This window comes from Ideonella sp. BN130291 (genome assembly GCF_036231905.1).
Taxonomy (GTDB): domain Bacteria; phylum Pseudomonadota; class Gammaproteobacteria; order Burkholderiales; family Burkholderiaceae_C; genus CAMLIZ01.
This window is the reverse complement of record NZ_JAZARE010000008.1, coordinates 118,290-137,073: the sequence shown is the minus strand read 5'-3', so window position 1 is coordinate 137,073 and position 18,784 is coordinate 118,290. Positions and strand designations below refer to the sequence as shown.

Sequence of the window (18,784 nt, the reverse complement as noted above, 5' to 3'; positions counted from 1 at the left end):
TCTTCGGCAGCATCCCATGCAAGGAGACACCATGCGCCGTGCCAATGAACTGCTCACCCAGTACGCCGAATACCACCGCGACCGGCGCAACATCGCCACCCACTTCGTGGGCGTGCCGATGATCGTGTTTGCGGTCGGTGTGCTGCTCTCCCGCCCCGCCTTCGAACTGGGCGGCTGGCAGCTCACGCCGGCGTGGATCGTGTTTGCGCTCACCGCGCTGTGGTGGCTCACGCGCGGCAGCGTGGCGCTGGGCATGGCCGTGAGCGTGGCCACCGCCGTGCTGCTGCTGGCGGCCCAGCGGGTCACCGAGGGCAGCAGCACCACCACCTGGCTCGCCTGGGGCATCGTCAGCTTCGTGGTCGGCTGGATCATCCAGTTCGTGGGCCACTACTACGAAGGCCGCAAGCCGGCGTTCGTGGACGACCTCACCGGCCTGCTGGTGGGCCCGATGTTCGTCACCGCCGAAGCCATGTTCGCCGCCGGCTGGAACCCGGCGTTGCTGCAGGAGATCGAGCGCCGCGCCGGCCCCACGGTGATGCGTGACCTCACCAGCCCGGCCACGCGCTGAACGGCGTCAGCTCGTCTTCGAGATGGTGATCGTGGGGAACTTGGCCGAGTAGTCCTTGGCCGCGCCCGCGATCTTCACCGCCACCCGGCGCGCCACCGCCTTGTAGATGCGCGCTTCCTCGCTGTCCGGCTCCGCCACCACGGTGGGGCGGCCGGTGTCGGCCTGCTCGCGGATCTTCAGTGCCAGCGGCAGGGCCCCCAGGTGCTCGACGCCGTACTGCAGCGCCATGCGCTCGCCGCCGCCGGCGCCGAAGATGTGCTCGGCATGCCCGCAGTTCGAGCACACATGCACCGCCATGTTCTCGACGATGCCGAGGATGGGCACGCCCACCTTCTCGAACATCTTCAAGCCGCGCTGCGCATCCATCAGCGCAATGTCCTGCGGCGTGGTGACGATCACCGCGCCGGTGAGCGGCACGCGCTGGCTGAGCGTGAGCTGGATGTCGCCGGTGCCGGGCGGCATGTCGACAATCAGGTAGTCGAGGTTGTCCCAGTTGGTCTGGCGCAGCAGCTGCTCCAGCGCCTGGGTGGCCATGGGGCCGCGCCAGATCATGGCCTGGTCGGCGTCCACCAGGAAGCCGATGGACATGACCTGCACACCATGGGCCATCAAGGGCGCCATGGTCTTGCCATCGGCGCTCTCCGGCCGGCCGCTCACACCCAGCATCGTGGGCTGGCTGGGGCCGTAGATGTCCGCGTCCAGCACGCCGACGCGTGCGCCTTCGGCGGCCAGCGCGAGCGCCAGGTTGACTGCCGTGGTGCTCTTGCCCACGCCGCCCTTGCCGGAGGCCACCGCCACGATGTTCTTCACACCCGGCAGCAGCTGCACGCCGCGCTGCACGGCATGGGCCACCACCTCGGTCTGGAAACGGACGTCCACGGAAGTCACGCCGGCTACGCGGCGCGCGGCGGCGGCAAGGGCCTCACGCAACGCCGGCCACTGGCTTTGGGCCGGGTAGCCCAGCACCACGTCGAAGGACACCGCGCCGTCGTTGCCGATGTGCAGGTTCTTCAGCTGTTTGCCCGACACGAGCACCTGCCCAGTGGCCGGATCGGCAACGGTCTTGAGCGCGTCGTGCAGGCTGGATTCGGTGAGCGGCATGGTGGGTGTGGAAGGGGCGTTCCCGGGGGCGGGGCAGTCTAGCGCAGCACTCTGCCCCTGAAGGAGAGCCGGCCTAGAATCAAAGGTTCCCCCTGCCGTCCCGCGAGCCACCCATGACCCGCAAGCTCTTCGTCACCACCGCCCTGCCCTACGCCAACGCGCCGTTCCATGTGGGCCACATGATGGAGTACATCCAGGCCGACATCTGGGTGCGCACGCAGCGCATGCAGGGACACGAAGTGCACTTCGTGTGTGCCGACGACGCGCACGGCGCGCCGATCATGATCGCGGCGGAAAAGGCCGGCAAGACGCCGCAGCAGTTCGTGGCCGAGATCGCCGCCGGCCGCCAGCAGTACCTGGACGGCTTCCAGATCAGCTTCGACAACTGGCATTCCACCGACGGGCCGGAGAACCATCAGCTGGCGCAGGACATCTACCGCGCGCTGCGCAAGGAAGGCCTGATCTTCGTGCGCGAGATCGAGCAGTTCTTCGATCCGGTCAAGAGCATGTTCCTGCCCGACCGCTACATCAAGGGCGAATGTCCGAAGTGCGGCGCCAAGGACCAGTACGGCGATTCCTGCGAGGTGTGCGGCGCGGTGTATTCGCCCACCGAGCTGAAGAACCCGTATTCGGCGTTGTCGGGCGCCACGCCGGTGCTGAAGAAGAGCGAGCACCACTTCTTCCAGCTGTCCTCGCCGCGCTGCATCGAGTTCCTGCAGGCATGGACCAACACGCCCGGCCGCCTGCAGCCCGAGGTGCTGAACAAGATCAAGGAGTGGTTCACCACCGACGAGGATGGCGCTGGCGGCCTGGCCGACTGGGACATCAGCCGCGACGCGCCCTACTTCGGCATCGAGATCCCCGATGCGCCGGGCAAGTACTTCTACGTCTGGCTGGACGCGCCCATCGGCTACCTGGCCTCGCTGAAGAACTACTTCGGCAAGAAGCGCCTGGACTTCGACGCCTTCATGGACGACCCGAAGGTGGAGCAGGTGCACTTCATCGGCAAGGACATCACCTACTTCCACACGCTGTTCTGGCCCGCGATGCTGCACTTCAGCGGCCGCAAGGTGCCCAACCACGTGTTCGTGCACGGCTTCCTCACCGTCAACGGCGGCGAGAAGATGAGCAAGAGCCGCGGCACCGGCATCTCGCCGCTGAAGTACCTGGAGCTGGGCCTGAACCCGGAATGGCTGCGCTACTACCTGGCCGCCAAGCTCAACGCCAAGGTCGAGGACGTGGACTTCACGCCCGAGGACTTCATGGCGCGGGTCAACAGCGACCTGGTGGGCAAGTACATCAACATCGCCAGCCGCGCCGCGGGCTTCATCGCCAAGCGCTTCGGCGGCCGGCTCACTGACGCGATTGCCGCTGATGGCGATGCGCTGCTGCTGGGCCTGCGTGCGGCGTCGGCCGAGGTGCAGCGGCTGTACAACGAGCGCGACTACGGCAAGGCGCTGCGCGAAATCATGCTGCTGGCCGACCGCGTGAACGAATACGTGGACCAGAACAAGCCCTGGGAGCTGGCCAAGCAGCCCGACTCCGACGCGCGCCTGCAGGACGTGTGCAGCGTCTGCATCGAGGCCTTCCGCCTGCTCACCATCTACCTGAAACCGGTGCTGCCGGCGCTGGCCGCCAAGGTGGAGGCCTTCCTGCAGGTGGCGCCGCTGAAGTTTGCCGATGCCGACGCTCGCCTGGGTGCGCACGCCATCGGCGCCTACCAGCACCTGATGCAGCGGGTGGACGCCAAGCTGCTGGACGCGCTGTTCGAGCCGCCTGCGGCAGCGGCAGCGTCCGCAGCCACCGCATCGATCGAGGTGGACCTGCCCGGCGGCGAAGCCCTGGCCCAGACCATCACCATCGAGGACTTTGCCAAGATCGACCTGCGCATTGCGCGCATCGTGAACGCCGAGCATGTGGAGGGCTCCGACAAGCTGCTGCGCCTGACGCTGGACGTGGGCGAAGGCCGGCACCGCAACGTGTTCAGCGGCATCAAGTCGGCCTACGCACCGGCCGACCTCATCGGCAAGCTCACCGTGATGGTGGCCAACCTGGCGCCGCGCAAGATGAAGTTCGGCGTCAGCGAAGGCATGGTGCTGGCCGCCAGCCATGCGAACGAAAAGGCCCACCCGGGCATCTACGTGCTGGAGCCGGTGCCCGGGGCTCAAGCCGGCATGCGCGTGCGCTGATGGCTGGCTCGCTGGACGTGCTGCGACAGCACGGTGACACGGCCTGGGCGGCCGGGCAACCTGGAGCGCTCACCGGCGCAGTGGAAGCCGAGCTGGAACAAGGCCATGTCCTGGTGTTCCCGCAGCTGGTTTTCGGCCTCACCGCCGACGAACAGCGCTTCCTCGATCCGGCATGGGCCGATGGCAAGGCCAAGAACATCACCTTGCGGGCCGGCACCGGCGAGCTGCGCGGTGCGGCCGGCGCCCGGCAGGACGTGCAGGCACTGCAGGCGATGATCGAGCGCTTCCGCGATCAGGCGAATGCGCTGGTCGACCGCCTGTTTCCGCATTACCGGGGCTTCCTGCGCCCGGGGCATACGACTTATCGGCCGGTGCAGGTGGCCGGCCGGGTGACCAGCTGGCGCAAGGATGACACCCGGCTGCACGTGGACGCTTTTCCGTCCAACCCGACACGGGGCGTGCGCCTGCTGCGGGTGTTCCACAACCTCAACCCACATGGTGAGCCGCGCGCATGGCGGGTTGGCGAGCCGTTTGAGGCGTTCGCGCGCCGCTTCCTTCCCACCACCCGTCGTCCACTGCCGGGCAGCGCCTGGCTGCTGCATCGGCTGGGTGTCACCAAGGCGCAACGCAGCGAATACGACCACCTGATGTTGCAGCTCCATGACCACGTCAAGGCCGACATGGGCTACCAGCGCTCGGCATCGCAACGCGCGATCAACTTCGCGCCGGGCACCACGTGGCTGGTGTTCAGCGATCAGGTGCTGCACGCCGCCATGAGCGGGCAGTACATGCTGGAGCAGACGCTGTACCTCGACGTGGAGCACCAGCTGCAGCCGCACACTTCGCCGCTGCGCACCCTGGAACGCCTGACGGGCCGGCCGCTGCTGAGCTAACGCCGTGCGCAAAGCCTCGGGCTGATACCGGGCTGGCGGCGCCGGCCGCTCCGCCAGCGCCGCGCCGTCAACGACCCTCGGTGCCCTTGGGATCCGGCGTGCTGTTGCTGTTGAGCACCCTGCCCTGGGCATCGAAGGTGACGCTGAAGACCTTGGCCTCGCCGCCGCTGGCATAACGCCAGTCCCAGCTTTCCTGCTGCTTCAGCGCATAAGCCTGCATCCGCGCCGGCCGGCCGAGCAGGCGCCGCACCTCGGCTTTGTCCATGCCGGGCCCCACCTTGGCGAAGTTCGACTCCTTGAGCACCTGGCGCAGCGCGCTCATCTTGCCGTCGGAGCCGATGGTGATGAAGTAGTTGGTCTGGCCTTCGGGCTGGCGTGGATATTCCAGCGTGCGGCTGCCGTCAGGCTCCGTGCTCACGCTGGCCGGCTCGCCGAACTGGCGCTTGACATCCGCCTCGGTGGCCAGGCCTTCTTCCAGCTGGTCGATGCGGCGCTGGTCGCAGGCGGCCAGTGCCGCCACGGCGAACACCAGAACGGCAGGCAGTTTCCACATGTGAAGGCTCCAGGAACAAGCCCTGATTCTGGAGCGCAGCACCCCCTAGGCAGGGCGGCAGACGTTACAAAAGACTGCGGTATTCTGGCCGCCCGTTTGTCTTTGCGCCGCAGTACCACCGTGGGTTTCCTCGACGATCTCAAACGCCAGGCCGACGCGCTGCGCGACCAGCAATCGAACGACAGCGCCGCCCTGCAGCGCAGCATCGCCATCACCGAGCAGGCCTGCGGTGCGGCGCTGGTCTACATCAAGGCCCTGGCCGACCAGCTGGAGGTGCTTCGCCCGGTGAGCCCTGCGCGCTACGTGCTGGACCGGCAACACAGCTTCACCGATCTGCGCATGAGCGACTTCTACGCGGACGCGCGCAAGAAGGAGGTCGGCGGCGAACCCGGTTTCGACTACATCCTGCTGCACTGGCAGCTCAAGAGCGGCCAGTGCAGCAGCTCGTGAAGGACTTCCCGCCCGACATCGAGCGCCTGGAAGCCCGGCTGCACCAGGCCGCCGTGCCGATGGAGCGGGAGGTGGTACGTAACCCCGACAACGGCAAGCTGATCGAGGTGCGGTACCGCGTGGAGGCTGACTTCCGCGCCAGCGTGCGCCTGACCCCCCAGCATGAACGGGCCATGGTCGTGTTCGCCGTCCAGAACGTGGACGGCCTGGAAGGCCTGTCGTTCGAGCTGGCGGCCCACCAGCTCGACGCCGCCCGGCTGGACGAGCTGGCGCGCTGGCTGGCCGGGCAGCCGCATCGCCTGCTGGACGGCGTGCAGAACCTGCGCCGTACCGGCTGCTGAGGCGGCCACCTCAACGGCCGCCCACCGGCTCGCCTTAAAATCCGCCTTCCTCCGTCTTTCCCCCGCCAGGGCGCTGCCCTGGCATGCGCTGCTGCCATGCCTCTGTTCTGGAAGCCCTACAAGTCCGAGATCACCCAGTTCCTCGACGAGCTGAAGGCCAAGAAGCCCACGCTGGAGCAGGAGCAGCGGGCCGGCCGCGCATTGCTGTGGGACAAGCCGATCGACCCCGAGTGGCAGGCTGAATTCCAGGCCGGCAAGGTGCCGCAGCAGCCCTACGTCTACCAGACCAAGGGCTGAACATCCGGGCCGCCAAAGCGGGTCGTGCCGTGTCCGACACCCTGATCGCCGACCCGGCGCCGGCATCGCCCGTGCCGCCGGCCGCCGAGGAACTGGCGGAGCCCGAGGTCGTGGACCACGTCGCCGTCGCGCGCCTGTATGGCGAACCGCTGTTCGCCATGCCGCAGGACCTGTACATCCCGCCGGATGCGCTCGAGGTGTTCCTCGAGGCCTTCGAAGGCCCGCTGGACCTGCTGCTGTACCTGATCCGCAAGCAGAACTTCAACATCCTCGACATTCCGCTGGCCGACGTGACACGCCAGTACCTGGCCTACGTGGAGCAGATCCGCTCGCGCAACCTGGAGCTGGCCAGCGAATACCTGCTGATGGCCGCGATGCTGATCGAGATCAAGTCGCGCATGCTGCTGCCGCCCAAGAAGACGGACGACGGCCAGGAGCCCGAGGATCCGCGTGCCGAGCTGGTGCGCCGCCTGCTCGAGTACGAGCAGATGAAGCTGGCCGCCGCGCGCCTGGATGCCCTGCCCCACATCGGCCGCGACTTCCTGCGCGCGCAAGTGGTGGTGGAGCAGTCCAACAGCCCACGCTTCCCGGATGTGCATGTGGACGACCTGCGCGAAGCCTGGCTGGACATCCTCAAGCGCGCCAAGCTCAACCAGCACCACAAGATCTCACGCGAGCAGCTGTCGGTGCGTGAGCACATGAGCATCGTGCTGCGCACCTTGCAGGGCCGCCGCTTCGTGGAGTTCGAGGAGCTCTTCGACGTCTCGCGCGGGCCGCAGGTGGTGGTGGTCACCTTCATCGCGATGCTGGAGCTCGCGCGCGAGCGCCTGCTCGAGATCACCCAGGCCGAGGCCTTCGCCCCCATCTACGTGCGCCTGGCCTACCAGCCGGCATGAGCCCATGAGTGTTCACAGTTCTCCCGGCAGCGACGCTGCCAGCGGCCGCAAGCCCCTCACCTTGCACACCCTGCGCGCAATGCAGCAGCGCGGCGAGCCGATCACGATGCTCACCGCCTACGACGCCACTTTCGCGCGCCTGGCCGACGAGGCCGGCGTGGACTGCCTGCTGGTGGGCGATTCGCTGGGCATGCTGCTGCAGGGCCATGCCAGCACCCTGCCGGTGACGCTGGAGGAAATGGTCTACCACACCGCCTGTGCGGCGCGCGGCAACCGCAGCGCCTGGTTGATCGGCGACCTGCCCTTCGGCAGCTACCAGCAGGGCCCGGCGCAGGCCCTGGCCGCCAGTGCGGCGCTGATGAAAGCCGGCGCGCAGATGGTCAAGCTCGAAGGCGGCGGCTGGACCACCGAGACGGTGCACGCCCTCACCCAGCGCGGCATCCCGGTGTGCGCCCACCTTGGCCTCACCCCGCAGAGCGTGCACGCGCTGGGCGGTTACCGGGTGCAGGGGCGCGATGACGAAGGTGCCGCCACGCTCAAGCGCCACGCGCGCGAGCTGGCCGACGCCGGCGCGACCATGCTGGTGCTGGAGCTGGTGCCCAGCGCGCTGGCGAGCGAGCTGCAGGCCGAGCTGCCACAGCTGATGATCATCGGCATCGGCGCCGGGCCGGGCACGGCCGGCCAGGTGCTGGTGCTGCACGACATGCTGGGCGCCACCCGCGGCAAGCTGCCGCGCTTCGTGCGCAACTTCCTCGAGGGCGCCGGCAGCATCGAGGCCGCCGTGCGTGCCTACGTGGCGGCCGTCAAGGACCGCAGCTTTCCCGACCCGGCCCTGCACGGCTATTGATTCCCGAGGTGACCCCCATGCGCGTGATCCACACGGTGGCCGAGTTGCGCGAGGCGCTTGCGGGCGCACGCGGCACCACCTTCGTCCCCACCATGGGCAACCTGCACGAAGGCCACCTGTCGCTGGTGAAGCAGGCGCGCGCGCTGGGCGGGCCGGTGGTGGCCAGCATCTTCGTCAACCGGCTGCAGTTTGCGCCGCACGAGGATTTCGGCACCTACCCCCGCACCCTGCAACGCGACTGCGAACTGCTGGCACCGGCCGGTTGCGACATCGTGTTCGCGCCCAGCGAGGCCGAGCTCTACCCGGAGCCGCAGGGCTACAAGGTGGTGCCGCCGCCTGAGCTGGCCGACATCCTGGAGGGCCACTTCCGGCCGGGCTTCTTCACCGGCGTGTGCACCGTGGTGCTCAAGTTGTTCAACCTGGTGCAGCCTGCCGTGGCCGTGTTCGGCAAGAAGGACTACCAGCAGCTGATGGTCATCCGCCGCATGGTGCAGCAGCTGGCCCTGCCGGTGCGGGTGGAGGCCGGCGACACCACGCGCGCGGACGATGGCCTGGCGCTGTCTTCGCGCAACGGATACCTGAGCCCGGAGGAGCGGGCCGAAGCGGTGCAGCTGTCGCGTGTGCTGCGCGGCGTGCGCGAGTCCATCGTCCAGGGCGCCGGCGACCATGCCGCCGTGGAAGCGCAGGCGATGCAGCACCTGGCCGATCGGGGCTGGAAGCCCGACTACATCGCGATCCGCCGGCGCGCCGACCTGCAGCCCGCCACGTCCGCGGGCGATGCGCTGGTGGTGCTGGCCGCAGCCAAGTTGGGCAGCACCCGGCTGATCGACAACCTGGAGATTTGACGCTCAGCGGCCGAGCAACCGAGCCAGGCGCTCGGCGATCTGCCCGCGGGTGGGCGCATGCGCGAAGTAGCGCGTGTGGAACACTGGCGATGCATCGTGGGCGCCTTCGGCCGCGCCGCTGCGCCCGCCCAGCGCGGAATGCCTTGCCACGAGGCCGTCACCGCCCACCTCGGCACCCCCCACGTCCTCCACCAGCCAGTCCCACAGGGTGTCTTCCACCCGGTGGTGGCCGTCGCCCAGGCCCCACTCGGAGCCCCACAGCCACAAGCCGTCTGGCAGCACTTCAGGATGGCCATCGGCCAGGCGCCGCACGCCGTCAGGCTCCACGTCGTGGAAGCCGGGCGGCACCTGGTAGGCCAGGCCGCGCTCCAGGATCACCAACTGCGCCAGCTGCTCGCGGCCCAGCCAGCCCTGGGTCATCTCGCGCACCGCACCCACCAACACCGCCAGGCCGGTCCAGCGCCGGCCGATGCGACTGAACACCTCGGTGCCCAGGTGCGGCGCGCCGGCGGTGATGGCACTGAAGTGCCAGCCGGGGAAACGCTGGCGCAGCACCGGCAGCGCAAAACGCGCCACGTTGCCGCCGCGCGAATGGGCCAGCAGCACCAGCGTGCCGGTCGCTGCACTGTGGATCACTTCATTGCGCAGCCACTGGGCCAGGCGCTGCACGTTGTGGCGGATCGGCAGGAAGGTGTCGTGCTCGAAGCGCCAGGTGCACACCTCGTCCAGCAACGGCATGCCCGGCCAGAGCGGGCCGCCGCCACCCGGCTCTGCGGCGAGCAGCGCATCGAAGGTGCCGCGCGTGCAGCTGAGGCCGCCATGCAGCAGCATCACGTGCGATCCCGCGTCGCCCACCCTGGCATCGGCCCCCTGCCAGCCTGCCGCCAGCGTGCTGGCCGGGCGCAGGAGCGCGCCGTCGCGCAGGGCCTTGCGCCACGCGCGGGGCCGCATCGGTACCGCGCCGGTGCGGCGGTTCCACACTGGCTCGTCGACCTCCATGCGGTGCACGAAGGTAGGGTCGCGGTCGTCGGCGCGCACCCAGCCGATGCGCCGCCACACCGCGTGCCACCACCGGCCGAGCGCCTGGCGCCAAGGCGCCTCGCGTTCGAAGCTGAGCACCGGCACCGCCACCAGCAAGCCCACGCCGCCGGCCAGGCGGCGCTGCAGCATGGGCGCGATGTCCTCGCTGTCCAGCGTGCCCTGCACCGCCTTGCCACGCTTGAAGACGAACAGCTCGATGCTGTGGCTCATGCCGTCACCGCGGCGCTTGCAGGGCTTCCACGCATGCTGGCCGTCCTGCCGGGTGGCACGGGCGCCCCAGTAGACCCGCGTCTCCACGTCCAGCCGCACGCGCACGGTGTGGCCGTGCCAGCCCGGCGGCAACGCCGCAAGCGCCAGCGCTTCCAGCGCCGCGGTGCTGCCGGCCAGCGGCAGCCGCACCTGCAGGCTGCGGGCCCGCTTGCGCACCAGGGGCATCACCCAGGCCAGCGGCAGGTGCCACACCGCCAGGCGCCGGGCCGCCCGGCGCTGCGGCTGGGCCCGGGTGAGGCAGTCGGCTGCGCCGGTCCAGTGCGCCGGATGGTCGGTGCCCGGCAGCCCCTCCCACTGCACGCTGAGCGCGCGCTCCTGGGCCAGCACCGCCGCCATGTTGTCCACGTAAGGCGTGAGGTCGGGCGCGAACCACTCGCCTCGATGGGCGGTGAACACCTGCTCCAGCTGAGCGGCGCTCAGCGGCGCGTCCACCCGCAGCACCGGCGGCTGTTCGTGTGCCGCATCGTGTTCGCCGCGCTCGCCGTCGTGCAGCGCGAACTCGAGGCCCAGGGCCTTGGGCATGGCAGCGCCTCCAGTGGTTTCAGCGCACGCCGAGCTTGAACGCAATCATCGCGCGCAGCTTGTTCGGCACCACCGGTTTGACCAGCAGATGGAAGTTGTGGTTCTGTGCTTCGCGCTCATGCCCCGTCATCAGGCTGCCGGTGACCACGATGGCAGGCAGACCCTCGCCAAAACGCTGGCGCAGCATGGTGATGGCTTCTACGCCGGTGTGGCCGCTCTCGAGCCGGTAGTCCGCAATGATGAGGTCGGGCGCCGGGTTGGCCGGGTCGGCGATCTGGCCCCAGGCCACGCAGGCCGCCACGCTCTCGAAGCTCAACACGCTGGCGCCCCAGCCCTTGAGCAGCACCTCCAGCCCGCTGCGCACCGCGGCGTCGTCCTCCACGATGACGATGAGCCGATGGTCCAGGGTGAGCCCCAGCGCCGGTTTGCCCTTGATGCTGGTTTCGGCGGTGGGCTGGGCCCGCCCGATCGGCACCTCCATGGAGAACACCGTGCCGTGGCCAGGGCGCGAGCGCAGCCGCAGCGGTGCCTGCATCAGCGCGGCCAGGCGCTTGACGATCGCCAGCCCCAGGCCCAGGCCCTTGCGCTGGTGCGGATCGAGCGCCACCGCCTGGTCGGGCACCTGGTAGAACTCCTCGAAGATGCGCTCCTGCTCGCGCTCGCGGATGCCCACGCCCGTGTCCCACACCTGCAGCAGCAGGGTGTCGCCGCGCTGGCGGGCGCTGACGAGCACGCTGCCGTCGTTGGTGTAGCGGATGGCGTTGGACACCAGGTTGCGCAGCACCCGCTCCACCAGCACCGGGTCGGCGAAGGCATGGTGGGCCGCACCACGGAAGCGCAGGTCCAGGCCTTTCTCGAACGCCGTGGGCTCGAAATGCAGCTTGAGCTTGCGGAACACGTCGGCCAGCGCAAAGTGCTGCGGCACCGGCTCCACGCCGCCGGTGTCGATCTTGGTGATGTCCAGCAGCTCGGAGAACAGGCCCTCCAGCGCGTCCACCGAGGAGTTGATGCTGTTGACCAGGTGGGTCACCTGCTCGTCCTGGTTGCGCGAGCGCAGCGCCTCGGCAAAAAGCCCCAGCGCATGCAGCGGCTGGCGCAGGTCGTGGCTGGCGGCGGCAAAGAACTGGGTCTTGGCACGATTGGCCACCTCGGCATCGCGCCGGGCGGCTTCGGCGGCCGCCTTTTCCACCCGCAGCTGGGCCAGCAGCTGCTCGGTGCGCTGCTTGAGCTCGATGGTGCGTTCGAAGGCCTGGCGGTAGGTGCGGCCCATGATGGCCGTCACCAGGAACAGCAAGGTGAGGATGAAGGCCAGCTGCCAGTGGTAGGGCTGGTCGGTGTCGGTGGCGATGCGCGCGATGGTGGGCACCAGCCCCAGGCTGATGAAGGTGAGGTAGATGCGCCACTGGCGCGCCAGCAGCTGCACCGAGCCGAGGCAGTAGCTGTAGACGATGAGGATGAGGCCGATGGTGTGGAAGGTGGCGCCGCGGCCGTAGAACAGCCACACCGCCGTGCCCCAGCACACGCCAGAGGCCAGCGTGAGCACATTCCACTGGCCGCGCCAGCGCAGCAGCGCCTGCAGGTCGCCCTCGGCGGGGTAGCGGCGATAGTGCACCCAGCGCACGGCCCACACCGCCAGCAGCATCAGGCACCAGGCCACCGTGGCCGCCGGCGCCAGCTTGAAGAACATGGCGGCGATCAGCGTCAGGCCGATCAGGTTGCCGGCCAGCGAGGCGGGTGTCTGCACATGCAGCGCACGCACCTGGTCCAGGCTGGCATCCAGCTCATGCGAGGCGGGCTCGGCAGCCGCCGTGGCGGGCGGCACGGCCGCGGCGGAAAGAGAAGTAGACATGGGCGTGGCGAAAACAGCGGGCGCTCAGAACGCGCGCTCGAGCATACCGCCCGCAGCGGCCGCCACGGGCCCGGCCGAACCCGGGCGCAAGGGCCCGTGCACCACATGGTGCGGCTTCCAGTGCGGCAGCACATGGCCGGCTGCATCCACCACCGGCGTGGGCCGGGTGAGCGCCAGGCGGTGCGCCTCGCTGTCGAAGTCGCCCGGCTCGAAGGGCACCGTTTCCGGCGGCATCAGGTCGGTGCCCGCCACGAAGGTGCGCTGCGGCGGCGGGTCGAAGTTGGTCACGCTCATGTCGCCCACGTCCAGCACCGCGGCGGTCCAGGAGCCGCGCCGGATCAGCCGGGGCAGGTCGTCGGCCAGCTTGCGCAACCGGTTGGCGGGCGAATAGATGCGGCGCATGGTGTCGAAGTAGGCCTGGATGTAGTCCGCCAGCGGCGCCTTGTGCGGCTTGAGCACCAGGGTGTAGGCGCTGAAGTCGTACAGGCTGGCGTTAGGCAGGAACATCGGTCCGGCCGAGTTCGCCATGCGGTCGAAGAAGGGCGTGCCGGGAATCGGCGTCTCGAAGGAGATGAAGCTGGGCACGTGCAGCCCGCAGGCGCGCAGCTGATCGGGCAGTGATTCGATGTAGGCGATGTCGTCATGCAGCGGGCTGACGATCAGCCCGGCGATCACCAGGATGCCTTCATCGCGCGCCTGCGCGATCGCCTCGGCCTGCTTGGCGATGCTGTTCTGCGGCTTGTTGATGTCGGCCAGCGTGTCCGCGTTGAAGGTCTCCAGGCCGACGAACACCGAGCGGCAGCCGCAGTCGTACATCAGCTTCAGCAGCTCGCGGTTGGCGATGACGTTGAAGGTGAGGCAGGCGCCCCAGCGCACGTCCAGCGGCTTCAGCGCCAGGCACAGCTGCCGGAACCACTTCAGGTTGCCGGCGAGGTTGTTGTCGTAGAAGACGATCAGGCGCTGCTTCCAGTGCGCCACGCCTGCGGCCCGCAAGGCCTGCTGGCCGGCCAGGATGTCGCGCACCACCGACGCCACCGGGCGCAGCACATGGCGGGTGCCCAGCGCGGTGAGCGCACAGAAATCGCAGGCAAAGGGGCAACCGCGGGTGGCTTCCACCGACAGCGGGAACATCTGCTTGTGCGCCACCGGCGCGATGTGCGGAACCGGCACCCGCTCGGCGTCGTAGCCGGCCGAGGCGTACACCGGCTGCAGCCGGCGCTGGCGCGCATCCTCGGCGATGCGGGGCACCGTGTCCTCCGGATCACCGATCACCACCGCGTCGAACCAGGGGGCGCACAGCGGCGCATAGGTGCTGGCCATGCCACCGCCCAGCACGGTGAGCGCGCCGCGGCGGCGGAAGTAATGCGAGATCTGGCGGGCGCGGTCGAAATCCGCGTGCAGGCAGGACAGGAACACCAGGTCGTAGCGCCGTGACCAGTCGGGGTCGTCCCAGGTGTCGTTGACGATCTCGACCTCGCACCAGTCCGGCAGCAGCGCCGCGATCAGGGGGCCGATCTGCGGCTGCAGGCCGCCTCGATGGTGTGCGCCGCGACGGTGGTAGTCGACAAAGACCGAGATGACCGCGACGCGCATGAGCGCACGCTCAGCGGCTGGGGCGCCAGCTCTGCATGCCTCCAGGCTGCTTCTGCATCATCTGGCTGACCGCCAGCACGGCCTGGGTGCGCGAGTTCACGCCCAGGGCACGCAGCACCGCGGCCACGTGGTCCTTGATCGTCTCGACCGAGAGATTGAGTTCGCGCGCGATGTGCTTGTTGGGCTTGCCCTGCAACAGCAGCAGCAGCACGTCATGCTGGCGCGCGGTGAGGCCCAGCGCTTCCACTGTGGGCACGGTCTGGTAGGCATCGACGTGCCGCATCATGTCCGGCACCGGCTCGCTGCCGGAGCGGCCGCCGTCCATGCCCAGGGTCATCGGCGGCACGTAGATGCCACCCGACATGACCAGGCGCAGCGCCTCGAACAAGGTGTCGTTGGACGCGCGCTTGGGCACGAAGCCCATGGCGCCCATGTCGATCGACCGGATGACGTCGCTCGCCCGGTCGGATGCGGACACCACCACCACCGGCAGGGCGGGGTAGGCCTCGCGCAGCTCGGCCAGCACGTCGAAGCCATTGGCATCGCCCAACTGCAGGTCGAGCAGCACCATGTCGAAATCGGCGTCGGCCTTGAGCGTGTCGCGCGCCTCGCGCGCGCTGCCGGCGCCCACCACGGTGACGTCGTCCCCCAGGCCGCGGATCACGGTCTGCAAGGCGGAAAGGATCAGGGGATGGTCGTCGACCAGCAGCACTTTCATCGCAGGAGCCCTCTCAAGCCGGATGGTCACGGGAGCACCGCCCGCAACTCATGTGTGTGAGAAGGGGATGCTAATGGAGCGCTTCGCCGCGCCGACACCCCCTAAAGGGGGACCGCTCACACATACCGCCGGGTCACCGACTCCGCCACGCACACCGGCTTGGGCGCGCCTTCGCACTCGATCGTCACCTCGGTGGTGAGCTGCGCACCGCCGTCGATGGTGTCGTAGCTGAGCAATTTGAAGTGCGCCCGCAGCCGGCTGCCGGAGGGCACCGGGGCGGGGAAACGCACGCGGTTGAGGCCGTAGTTCACGCCCATCTGGCTGTCGCCCACCTCGAAGGCGGATTCGAACATCTGCGGCAGCAGGCTCAAGGTGAGGAAGCCGTGCGCGATGGTGGTCTTGTACGGGCCCGCCGCCGCGCGCTGGGCGTCGAGGTGGATCCACTGGTGATCCCCGGTGGCATCGGCAAAGAGCTGGATGCGCCGCTGGTCCACCGTGATCCAGTCGCTGCTGCCCAGGGAATGGCCCACCAGGGCCTTCAGGTCTTCGAGTCGCTCGAAACGCTTCATTCGTCGGTCCACTTCAAGATCGATTCCCACTGCGGCAGGTCGCGTTCCACGCGGCTGGGCGCCACGTCCCAGAGGGTGAGGCCACGGGCGGCCAGTTGCACGTAGTTCTGGGTGTCGCGCAGGAAGCCCAGCGCCGGCACCTTCAGCGTGTCCAGGTAGTGCCTGAGCTGGTCCACTGCGAGCGTGTGGTCGCGCACCCGCATGCCGACCACCCCCACCTTCACCCGTGCGCTGTGGCGGTGTGCCAGCAGCTCGGCGATGAAGGCGTGCGTGGCCTGGATGTCGAACAGGCTGGGCTGCAGCGGCACGATCACGCGGTCGGCGATCTTCATCACCTCGTCCAGCCGCTTGTCGTGCAGGCCCGCCGGGGTGTCCAGCACCACATGGGTGGTGCCTTTGGGCGGGCGCACCAGGCCGTCTTCCTTCACGTCCCAGCCCTGGATGATGGGCAGGTGGGCCGGGCGCAGCGCCAGCCATTGGCGCGAGGACTGCTGGCGGTCCACATCGCCCAGCATGACGGCGTGGCCGCGGTGCGCCAGAGCGCCAGCCAGGTTGGTCGCGAGCGTGCTCTTGCCCACCCCACCTTTCGGGTTGGCCACCACGATGACCGGCATGCCGCCTCCGTCCTCAGTGAAATCGGGTTATGGTAGCGCCCGCCCGCAGCGGCCCAGGGTCGGGCAAACCCAAGCGCCCTGCCACCTGCGCGACACCCTCTTCATGGCCGACATCCTCATCCTTTCCGCCCATCCGGACCTGGCGCAATCACAGGTGCACCGGTCCCTCAGCGACGCCTGCGGCGCCACCGGCCTTGCCCAGGTGGAACATCGCGACCTCTATGCGCTGTACCCCGACTACCTGATCGACGTGGCCGCGGAACAGGCGGCCCTGGCGCCGGCCCGGCTGGTGGTGTGGCAGCACCCGATCCACTGGTACTCGATGCCGGCGCTGATGAAGCTGTGGGTCGACGAAGTGCTGTCCTTCGGCTGGGCCTATGGGCCGGGTGGCACGGCGCTGCGCGGCAAGGACCTCTGGCTGGTCACCTCCACCGGCGGGCCCGAGGACTCCTACCGCCCGGACCGCTACAACCGCTACTTCTTCGACGCCTTCCTGCCGCCCTACGACCAGACGGCCGCCCTGTGCGGCATGCGCTTCCTGCCACCGTTGGTGCTGCATGGTGCGCACCGGGTGGACGCGGCGGGTCTGAAGGCCCACGTGGACACCTTTATCACCCGGCTGGCCAGCTATCCCGACTGGCCCGAGATCGAGCAGCTGCCCGAGTGCGTGCAGTGCGAAGTGCCGGCCGGCGAACGGCCGGTGGACTGAAGGGCCAGCCGATGGAACACACCCCCTGGATCACCACCAGCCTGGTCTACCTGGCCGCCGCCGTGCTCGCCGTGCCGATCGCCCGGCTGCTGGGTCTGGGCTCCATCATTGGCTACCTGGCCGCCGGCATCGTGATCGGGCCGGGCGTGCTGAAGCTGGTGACCGACCCGGCCGACATCCTGCACTTCGCCGAATTCGGTGTGGTGCTGATGCTCTTCCTGGTGGGCCTCGAGCTGGAGCCGCGGCGCCTGTGGGCGATGCGCCGGCCCATCTTCGGCTGGGGCAGCGCGCAGCTGCTGGGTTCGGCCCTGCTCATCCTGGCCGCCGGCGTGGCGCTCGGCCTGCCCTGGCGGCTGGCGCTGGTGGCCGGCCTGGGCCTTGCGCTGTCGTCCACCGCCATCGGGCTGGGCGTGCTGAACGAACGCAACCTGATGGGCACCACCGCCGGCCAGGGGGTGCTCAGCGTCGCGCTGCTGCAGGACATCGCCGCCATCCCCATCCTCGCGCTGATTCCCTTGCTGGGTGTGGCCGCCGCTGAACACGACGGCGACGGCTGGATGGGCGCGCTCAAGGCGGTGGGTGTCATCGCGACCATCGTGCTGGGCGGGCGCCTGCTGCTGCGCCCTGCGCTGCGCTGGATCGCGCGCAGCAAGACGCCGGAGATCTTCACCGCCGCCGCCTTGCTGCTGGTGGTGGCCACCGCCGCGTTGATGCAGGCCGTGGGCCTGTCGATGGCGCTGGGCGCCTTCCTCGCCGGCGTGCTGCTGGCCGAAAGCGAATACCGGCGCGAGCTGGAGACCGACCTGGAGCCGTTCAAGGGCCTGCTGCTGGGCCTGTTCTTCATCGCGGTGGGCATGAGCATCGACTTCGGCGTGGTGCTCGCCAAACCGGCGGTGGTGGCCGGCGTGGTGGCCGCCTTCGTGGCGCTGAAGGCGCTGGTGCTGTGGGCCATGGCGCGGCGCATGCCCATCCCGCTGGCCGAGCGACCGGTGTTCAACATCCTGCTGGCGCAGGGCGGCGAGTTCGGCTTCGTGGTGTTCCAGGCCGCGGCGCAGGCCCGGGTGATCGACGCGCCGACCTCGTCGCTGCTGGTGGCCGCGGTGGCCTTGTCCATGCTGCTGACACCGCTGCTGCTGCTGGTCACCGACCGCTGGCTGACCCCGCGCCTGGCCAACCGCACGCCGGCCAAACCGGCCGACGAGCTGAAGCAGCCGCAGCATGCGCCCATCATCATCGCGGGCTTTGGCCGCTACGGCCAGATCATCGGCCGCCTGCTCTTTGCCAACGGCCTGCAGGCCACCGTGCTGGAGCACGACGCCGAGCAGATCGAGGCGGTGCGTCGCTTCGGCTGGCCGGTCTTCTATGGCGACGCCACCCGGCTGGACCTGCTGCGCACCGCTGGCGCCGAGCGCGCCAAGGTGCTGGTGCTGGCGATCGACGACATCGACCAGAGCCTGCAGGTCGCCCGCCTGGCGCGCGAGCACTTCCCGCACCTGGCACTGGTGGCCCGCGCCCGCAACGTGCGCCACTACTACCGGCTGCGCGACCTGGGCGTGACGCTGGTCGAACGCGAAACGCTGGACTCGGCATTGATGAGCGGGCGCAGCGTGCTGCAGCTCATGGGCTGGCAGCCCCATGCCGCGCGCCAGCAGGCGCTGCGCTTCAGGCAACACAACGTGGAGCAGCTGGAGCGCATGGCGCCGTTCTTCCGCGACGAAGCCAAGCTCATCGCGATGGCCAAGCAGGGGCGGCAGCAGCTGGAGGAGTTGTGGGCGCAGGAGCGCGCCGAGGCGGCGCGCGGACTCACGCGAGGCGGCTGGCACCGCCCTGTGCCCGACGGCGAGCGCGCAACCGAACCCTCCTCGCAGGAACCGAGCGCGGCGGAGTAGCACGACGGCGACCGCAGCGGGGCACATGGC

At 69.2% G+C, this 18,784-nt stretch carries 19 protein-coding genes; 11 read left to right on the top strand and 8 right to left on the bottom strand.

The window, feature by feature from the left end:
* Nucleotides 1–31: 31 nt before the first annotated feature.
* The gene (locus VPH43_RS18085) at nt 32–568 is read left to right on the top strand and encodes an Mpo1 family 2-hydroxy fatty acid dioxygenase (protein ID WP_328579133.1); all 537 of its coding nucleotides are present in this window, start codon (nt 32–34) and stop codon (nt 566–568) included.
* A 6-nt stretch (nt 569–574) separates the two neighbouring features.
* Here the strand turns inward: VPH43_RS18085 and apbC are convergent, their stop codons facing one another.
* Complete coding sequence (apbC, locus tag VPH43_RS18080; protein ID WP_328579132.1) at nt 575–1,669, bottom strand: iron-sulfur cluster carrier protein ApbC; 1,095 nt, start codon at nt 1,667–1,669, stop codon at nt 575–577.
* A 113-nt stretch (nt 1,670–1,782) separates the two neighbouring features.
* On the opposite strand from apbC, the gene metG reads away from it, so the two are divergent.
* Both metG and VPH43_RS18070 read left to right on the top strand, forming a co-directional pair.
* Nucleotides 1,783–3,858, top strand: a complete 2,076-nt coding sequence (metG, locus tag VPH43_RS18075) for a methionine--tRNA ligase (protein WP_328579131.1) — start codon at nt 1,783–1,785, stop codon at nt 3,856–3,858.
* Nucleotides 3,858–4,751, top strand: coding sequence for a Kdo hydroxylase family protein (locus VPH43_RS18070; RefSeq protein WP_328579130.1), 894 nt, complete (start codon nt 3,858–3,860; stop codon nt 4,749–4,751). Before metG ends, VPH43_RS18070 begins: the two co-directional genes overlap by 1 nt.
* 67 nt (nt 4,752–4,818) lie before the next feature.
* Here the strand turns inward: VPH43_RS18070 and bamE are convergent, their stop codons facing one another.
* Nucleotides 4,819–5,304 (bottom strand): outer membrane protein assembly factor BamE domain-containing protein, encoded by a 486-nt coding sequence (bamE, locus tag VPH43_RS18065; protein WP_328579129.1) that lies wholly within the window; start codon nt 5,302–5,304, stop codon nt 4,819–4,821.
* Nucleotides 5,305–5,424: 120 nt separating this feature from the next.
* Here bamE and VPH43_RS18060 point away from each other — a divergent pair, with 120 nt between their 5' ends.
* The 6 genes from VPH43_RS18060 to panC all read left to right on the top strand — a co-directional run bounded on the left by VPH43_RS18060 (nt 5,425) and on the right by panC (nt 8,980).
* Complete coding sequence (locus tag VPH43_RS18060; protein WP_328579128.1) at nt 5,425–5,754, top strand: hypothetical protein; 330 nt, start codon at nt 5,425–5,427, stop codon at nt 5,752–5,754.
* Nucleotides 5,739–6,095, top strand: coding sequence for a hypothetical protein (locus VPH43_RS18055; protein ID WP_328579127.1), 357 nt, complete (start codon nt 5,739–5,741; stop codon nt 6,093–6,095). The genes VPH43_RS18060 and VPH43_RS18055 overlap by 16 nt, the downstream gene beginning before the upstream one ends.
* A gap of 96 nt (nt 6,096–6,191) precedes the next feature.
* The gene (locus VPH43_RS18050) at nt 6,192–6,392 is read left to right on the top strand and encodes a DUF3460 family protein (RefSeq protein ID WP_328579126.1); all 201 of its coding nucleotides are present in this window, start codon (nt 6,192–6,194) and stop codon (nt 6,390–6,392) included.
* 44 nt (nt 6,393–6,436) lie between these two features.
* Nucleotides 6,437–7,288 (top strand): segregation and condensation protein A, encoded by an 852-nt coding sequence (locus VPH43_RS18045; RefSeq protein WP_328579314.1) that lies wholly within the window; start codon nt 6,437–6,439, stop codon nt 7,286–7,288.
* 4 nt (nt 7,289–7,292) lie between these two features.
* Nucleotides 7,293–8,135 carry a 3-methyl-2-oxobutanoate hydroxymethyltransferase gene (panB, locus tag VPH43_RS18040; protein WP_328579125.1) on the top strand — a complete coding sequence of 281 codons (843 nt, stop codon included), beginning with the start codon at nt 7,293–7,295 and terminating at the stop codon, nt 8,133–8,135.
* A gap of 17 nt (nt 8,136–8,152) precedes the next feature.
* Complete coding sequence (panC, locus tag VPH43_RS18035; RefSeq protein WP_328579124.1) at nt 8,153–8,980, top strand: pantoate--beta-alanine ligase; 828 nt, start codon at nt 8,153–8,155, stop codon at nt 8,978–8,980.
* Nucleotides 8,981–8,983: 3 nt separating this feature from the next.
* Here panC and VPH43_RS18030 read toward each other — a convergent pair whose 3' ends face one another.
* The 6 genes from VPH43_RS18030 to VPH43_RS18005 all read right to left on the bottom strand — a co-directional run bounded on the left by VPH43_RS18030 (nt 8,984) and on the right by VPH43_RS18005 (nt 16,156).
* A complete protein-coding gene (locus tag VPH43_RS18030; protein WP_328579123.1) occupies nt 8,984–10,813 on the bottom strand; it encodes a hypothetical protein in 1,830 nt (609 codons plus the stop codon).
* 19 nt (nt 10,814–10,832) lie between these two features.
* Nucleotides 10,833–12,662 (bottom strand): ATP-binding response regulator, encoded by a 1,830-nt coding sequence (locus VPH43_RS18025; protein ID WP_328579122.1) that lies wholly within the window; start codon nt 12,660–12,662, stop codon nt 10,833–10,835.
* A gap of 24 nt (nt 12,663–12,686) precedes the next feature.
* Nucleotides 12,687–14,255, bottom strand: a complete 1,569-nt coding sequence (locus VPH43_RS18020) for a B12-binding domain-containing radical SAM protein (protein WP_328579121.1) — start codon at nt 14,253–14,255, stop codon at nt 12,687–12,689.
* 10 nt (nt 14,256–14,265) lie between these two features.
* A complete protein-coding gene (locus VPH43_RS18015) occupies nt 14,266–14,973 on the bottom strand; it encodes a response regulator transcription factor (protein WP_328579120.1) in 708 nt (235 codons plus the stop codon).
* Between the two features lie 116 nt (nt 14,974–15,089).
* The gene (locus VPH43_RS18010) at nt 15,090–15,542 is read right to left on the bottom strand and encodes a MaoC family dehydratase (RefSeq protein WP_328579119.1); all 453 of its coding nucleotides are present in this window, start codon (nt 15,540–15,542) and stop codon (nt 15,090–15,092) included.
* On the bottom strand, nt 15,539–16,156 hold the full coding sequence (locus VPH43_RS18005) for a ParA family protein (RefSeq protein ID WP_328579118.1): 618 nt from the start codon (nt 16,154–16,156) through the stop codon (nt 15,539–15,541). The genes VPH43_RS18010 and VPH43_RS18005 overlap by 4 nt, the downstream gene beginning before the upstream one ends.
* Before the next feature lie 103 nt (nt 16,157–16,259).
* On the opposite strand from VPH43_RS18005, the gene kefF reads away from it, so the two are divergent.
* Both kefF and kefC read left to right on the top strand, forming a co-directional pair.
* Nucleotides 16,260–16,865, top strand: coding sequence for a glutathione-regulated potassium-efflux system oxidoreductase KefF (kefF, locus tag VPH43_RS18000; RefSeq protein WP_328579117.1), 606 nt, complete (start codon nt 16,260–16,262; stop codon nt 16,863–16,865).
* Nucleotides 16,866–16,876: 11 nt separating this feature from the next.
* Nucleotides 16,877–18,754 (top strand): glutathione-regulated potassium-efflux system protein KefC, encoded by a 1,878-nt coding sequence (gene kefC, locus VPH43_RS17995; RefSeq protein ID WP_328579116.1) that lies wholly within the window; start codon nt 16,877–16,879, stop codon nt 18,752–18,754.
* The last annotated feature ends 30 nt before the right edge of the window (nt 18,755–18,784 follow it).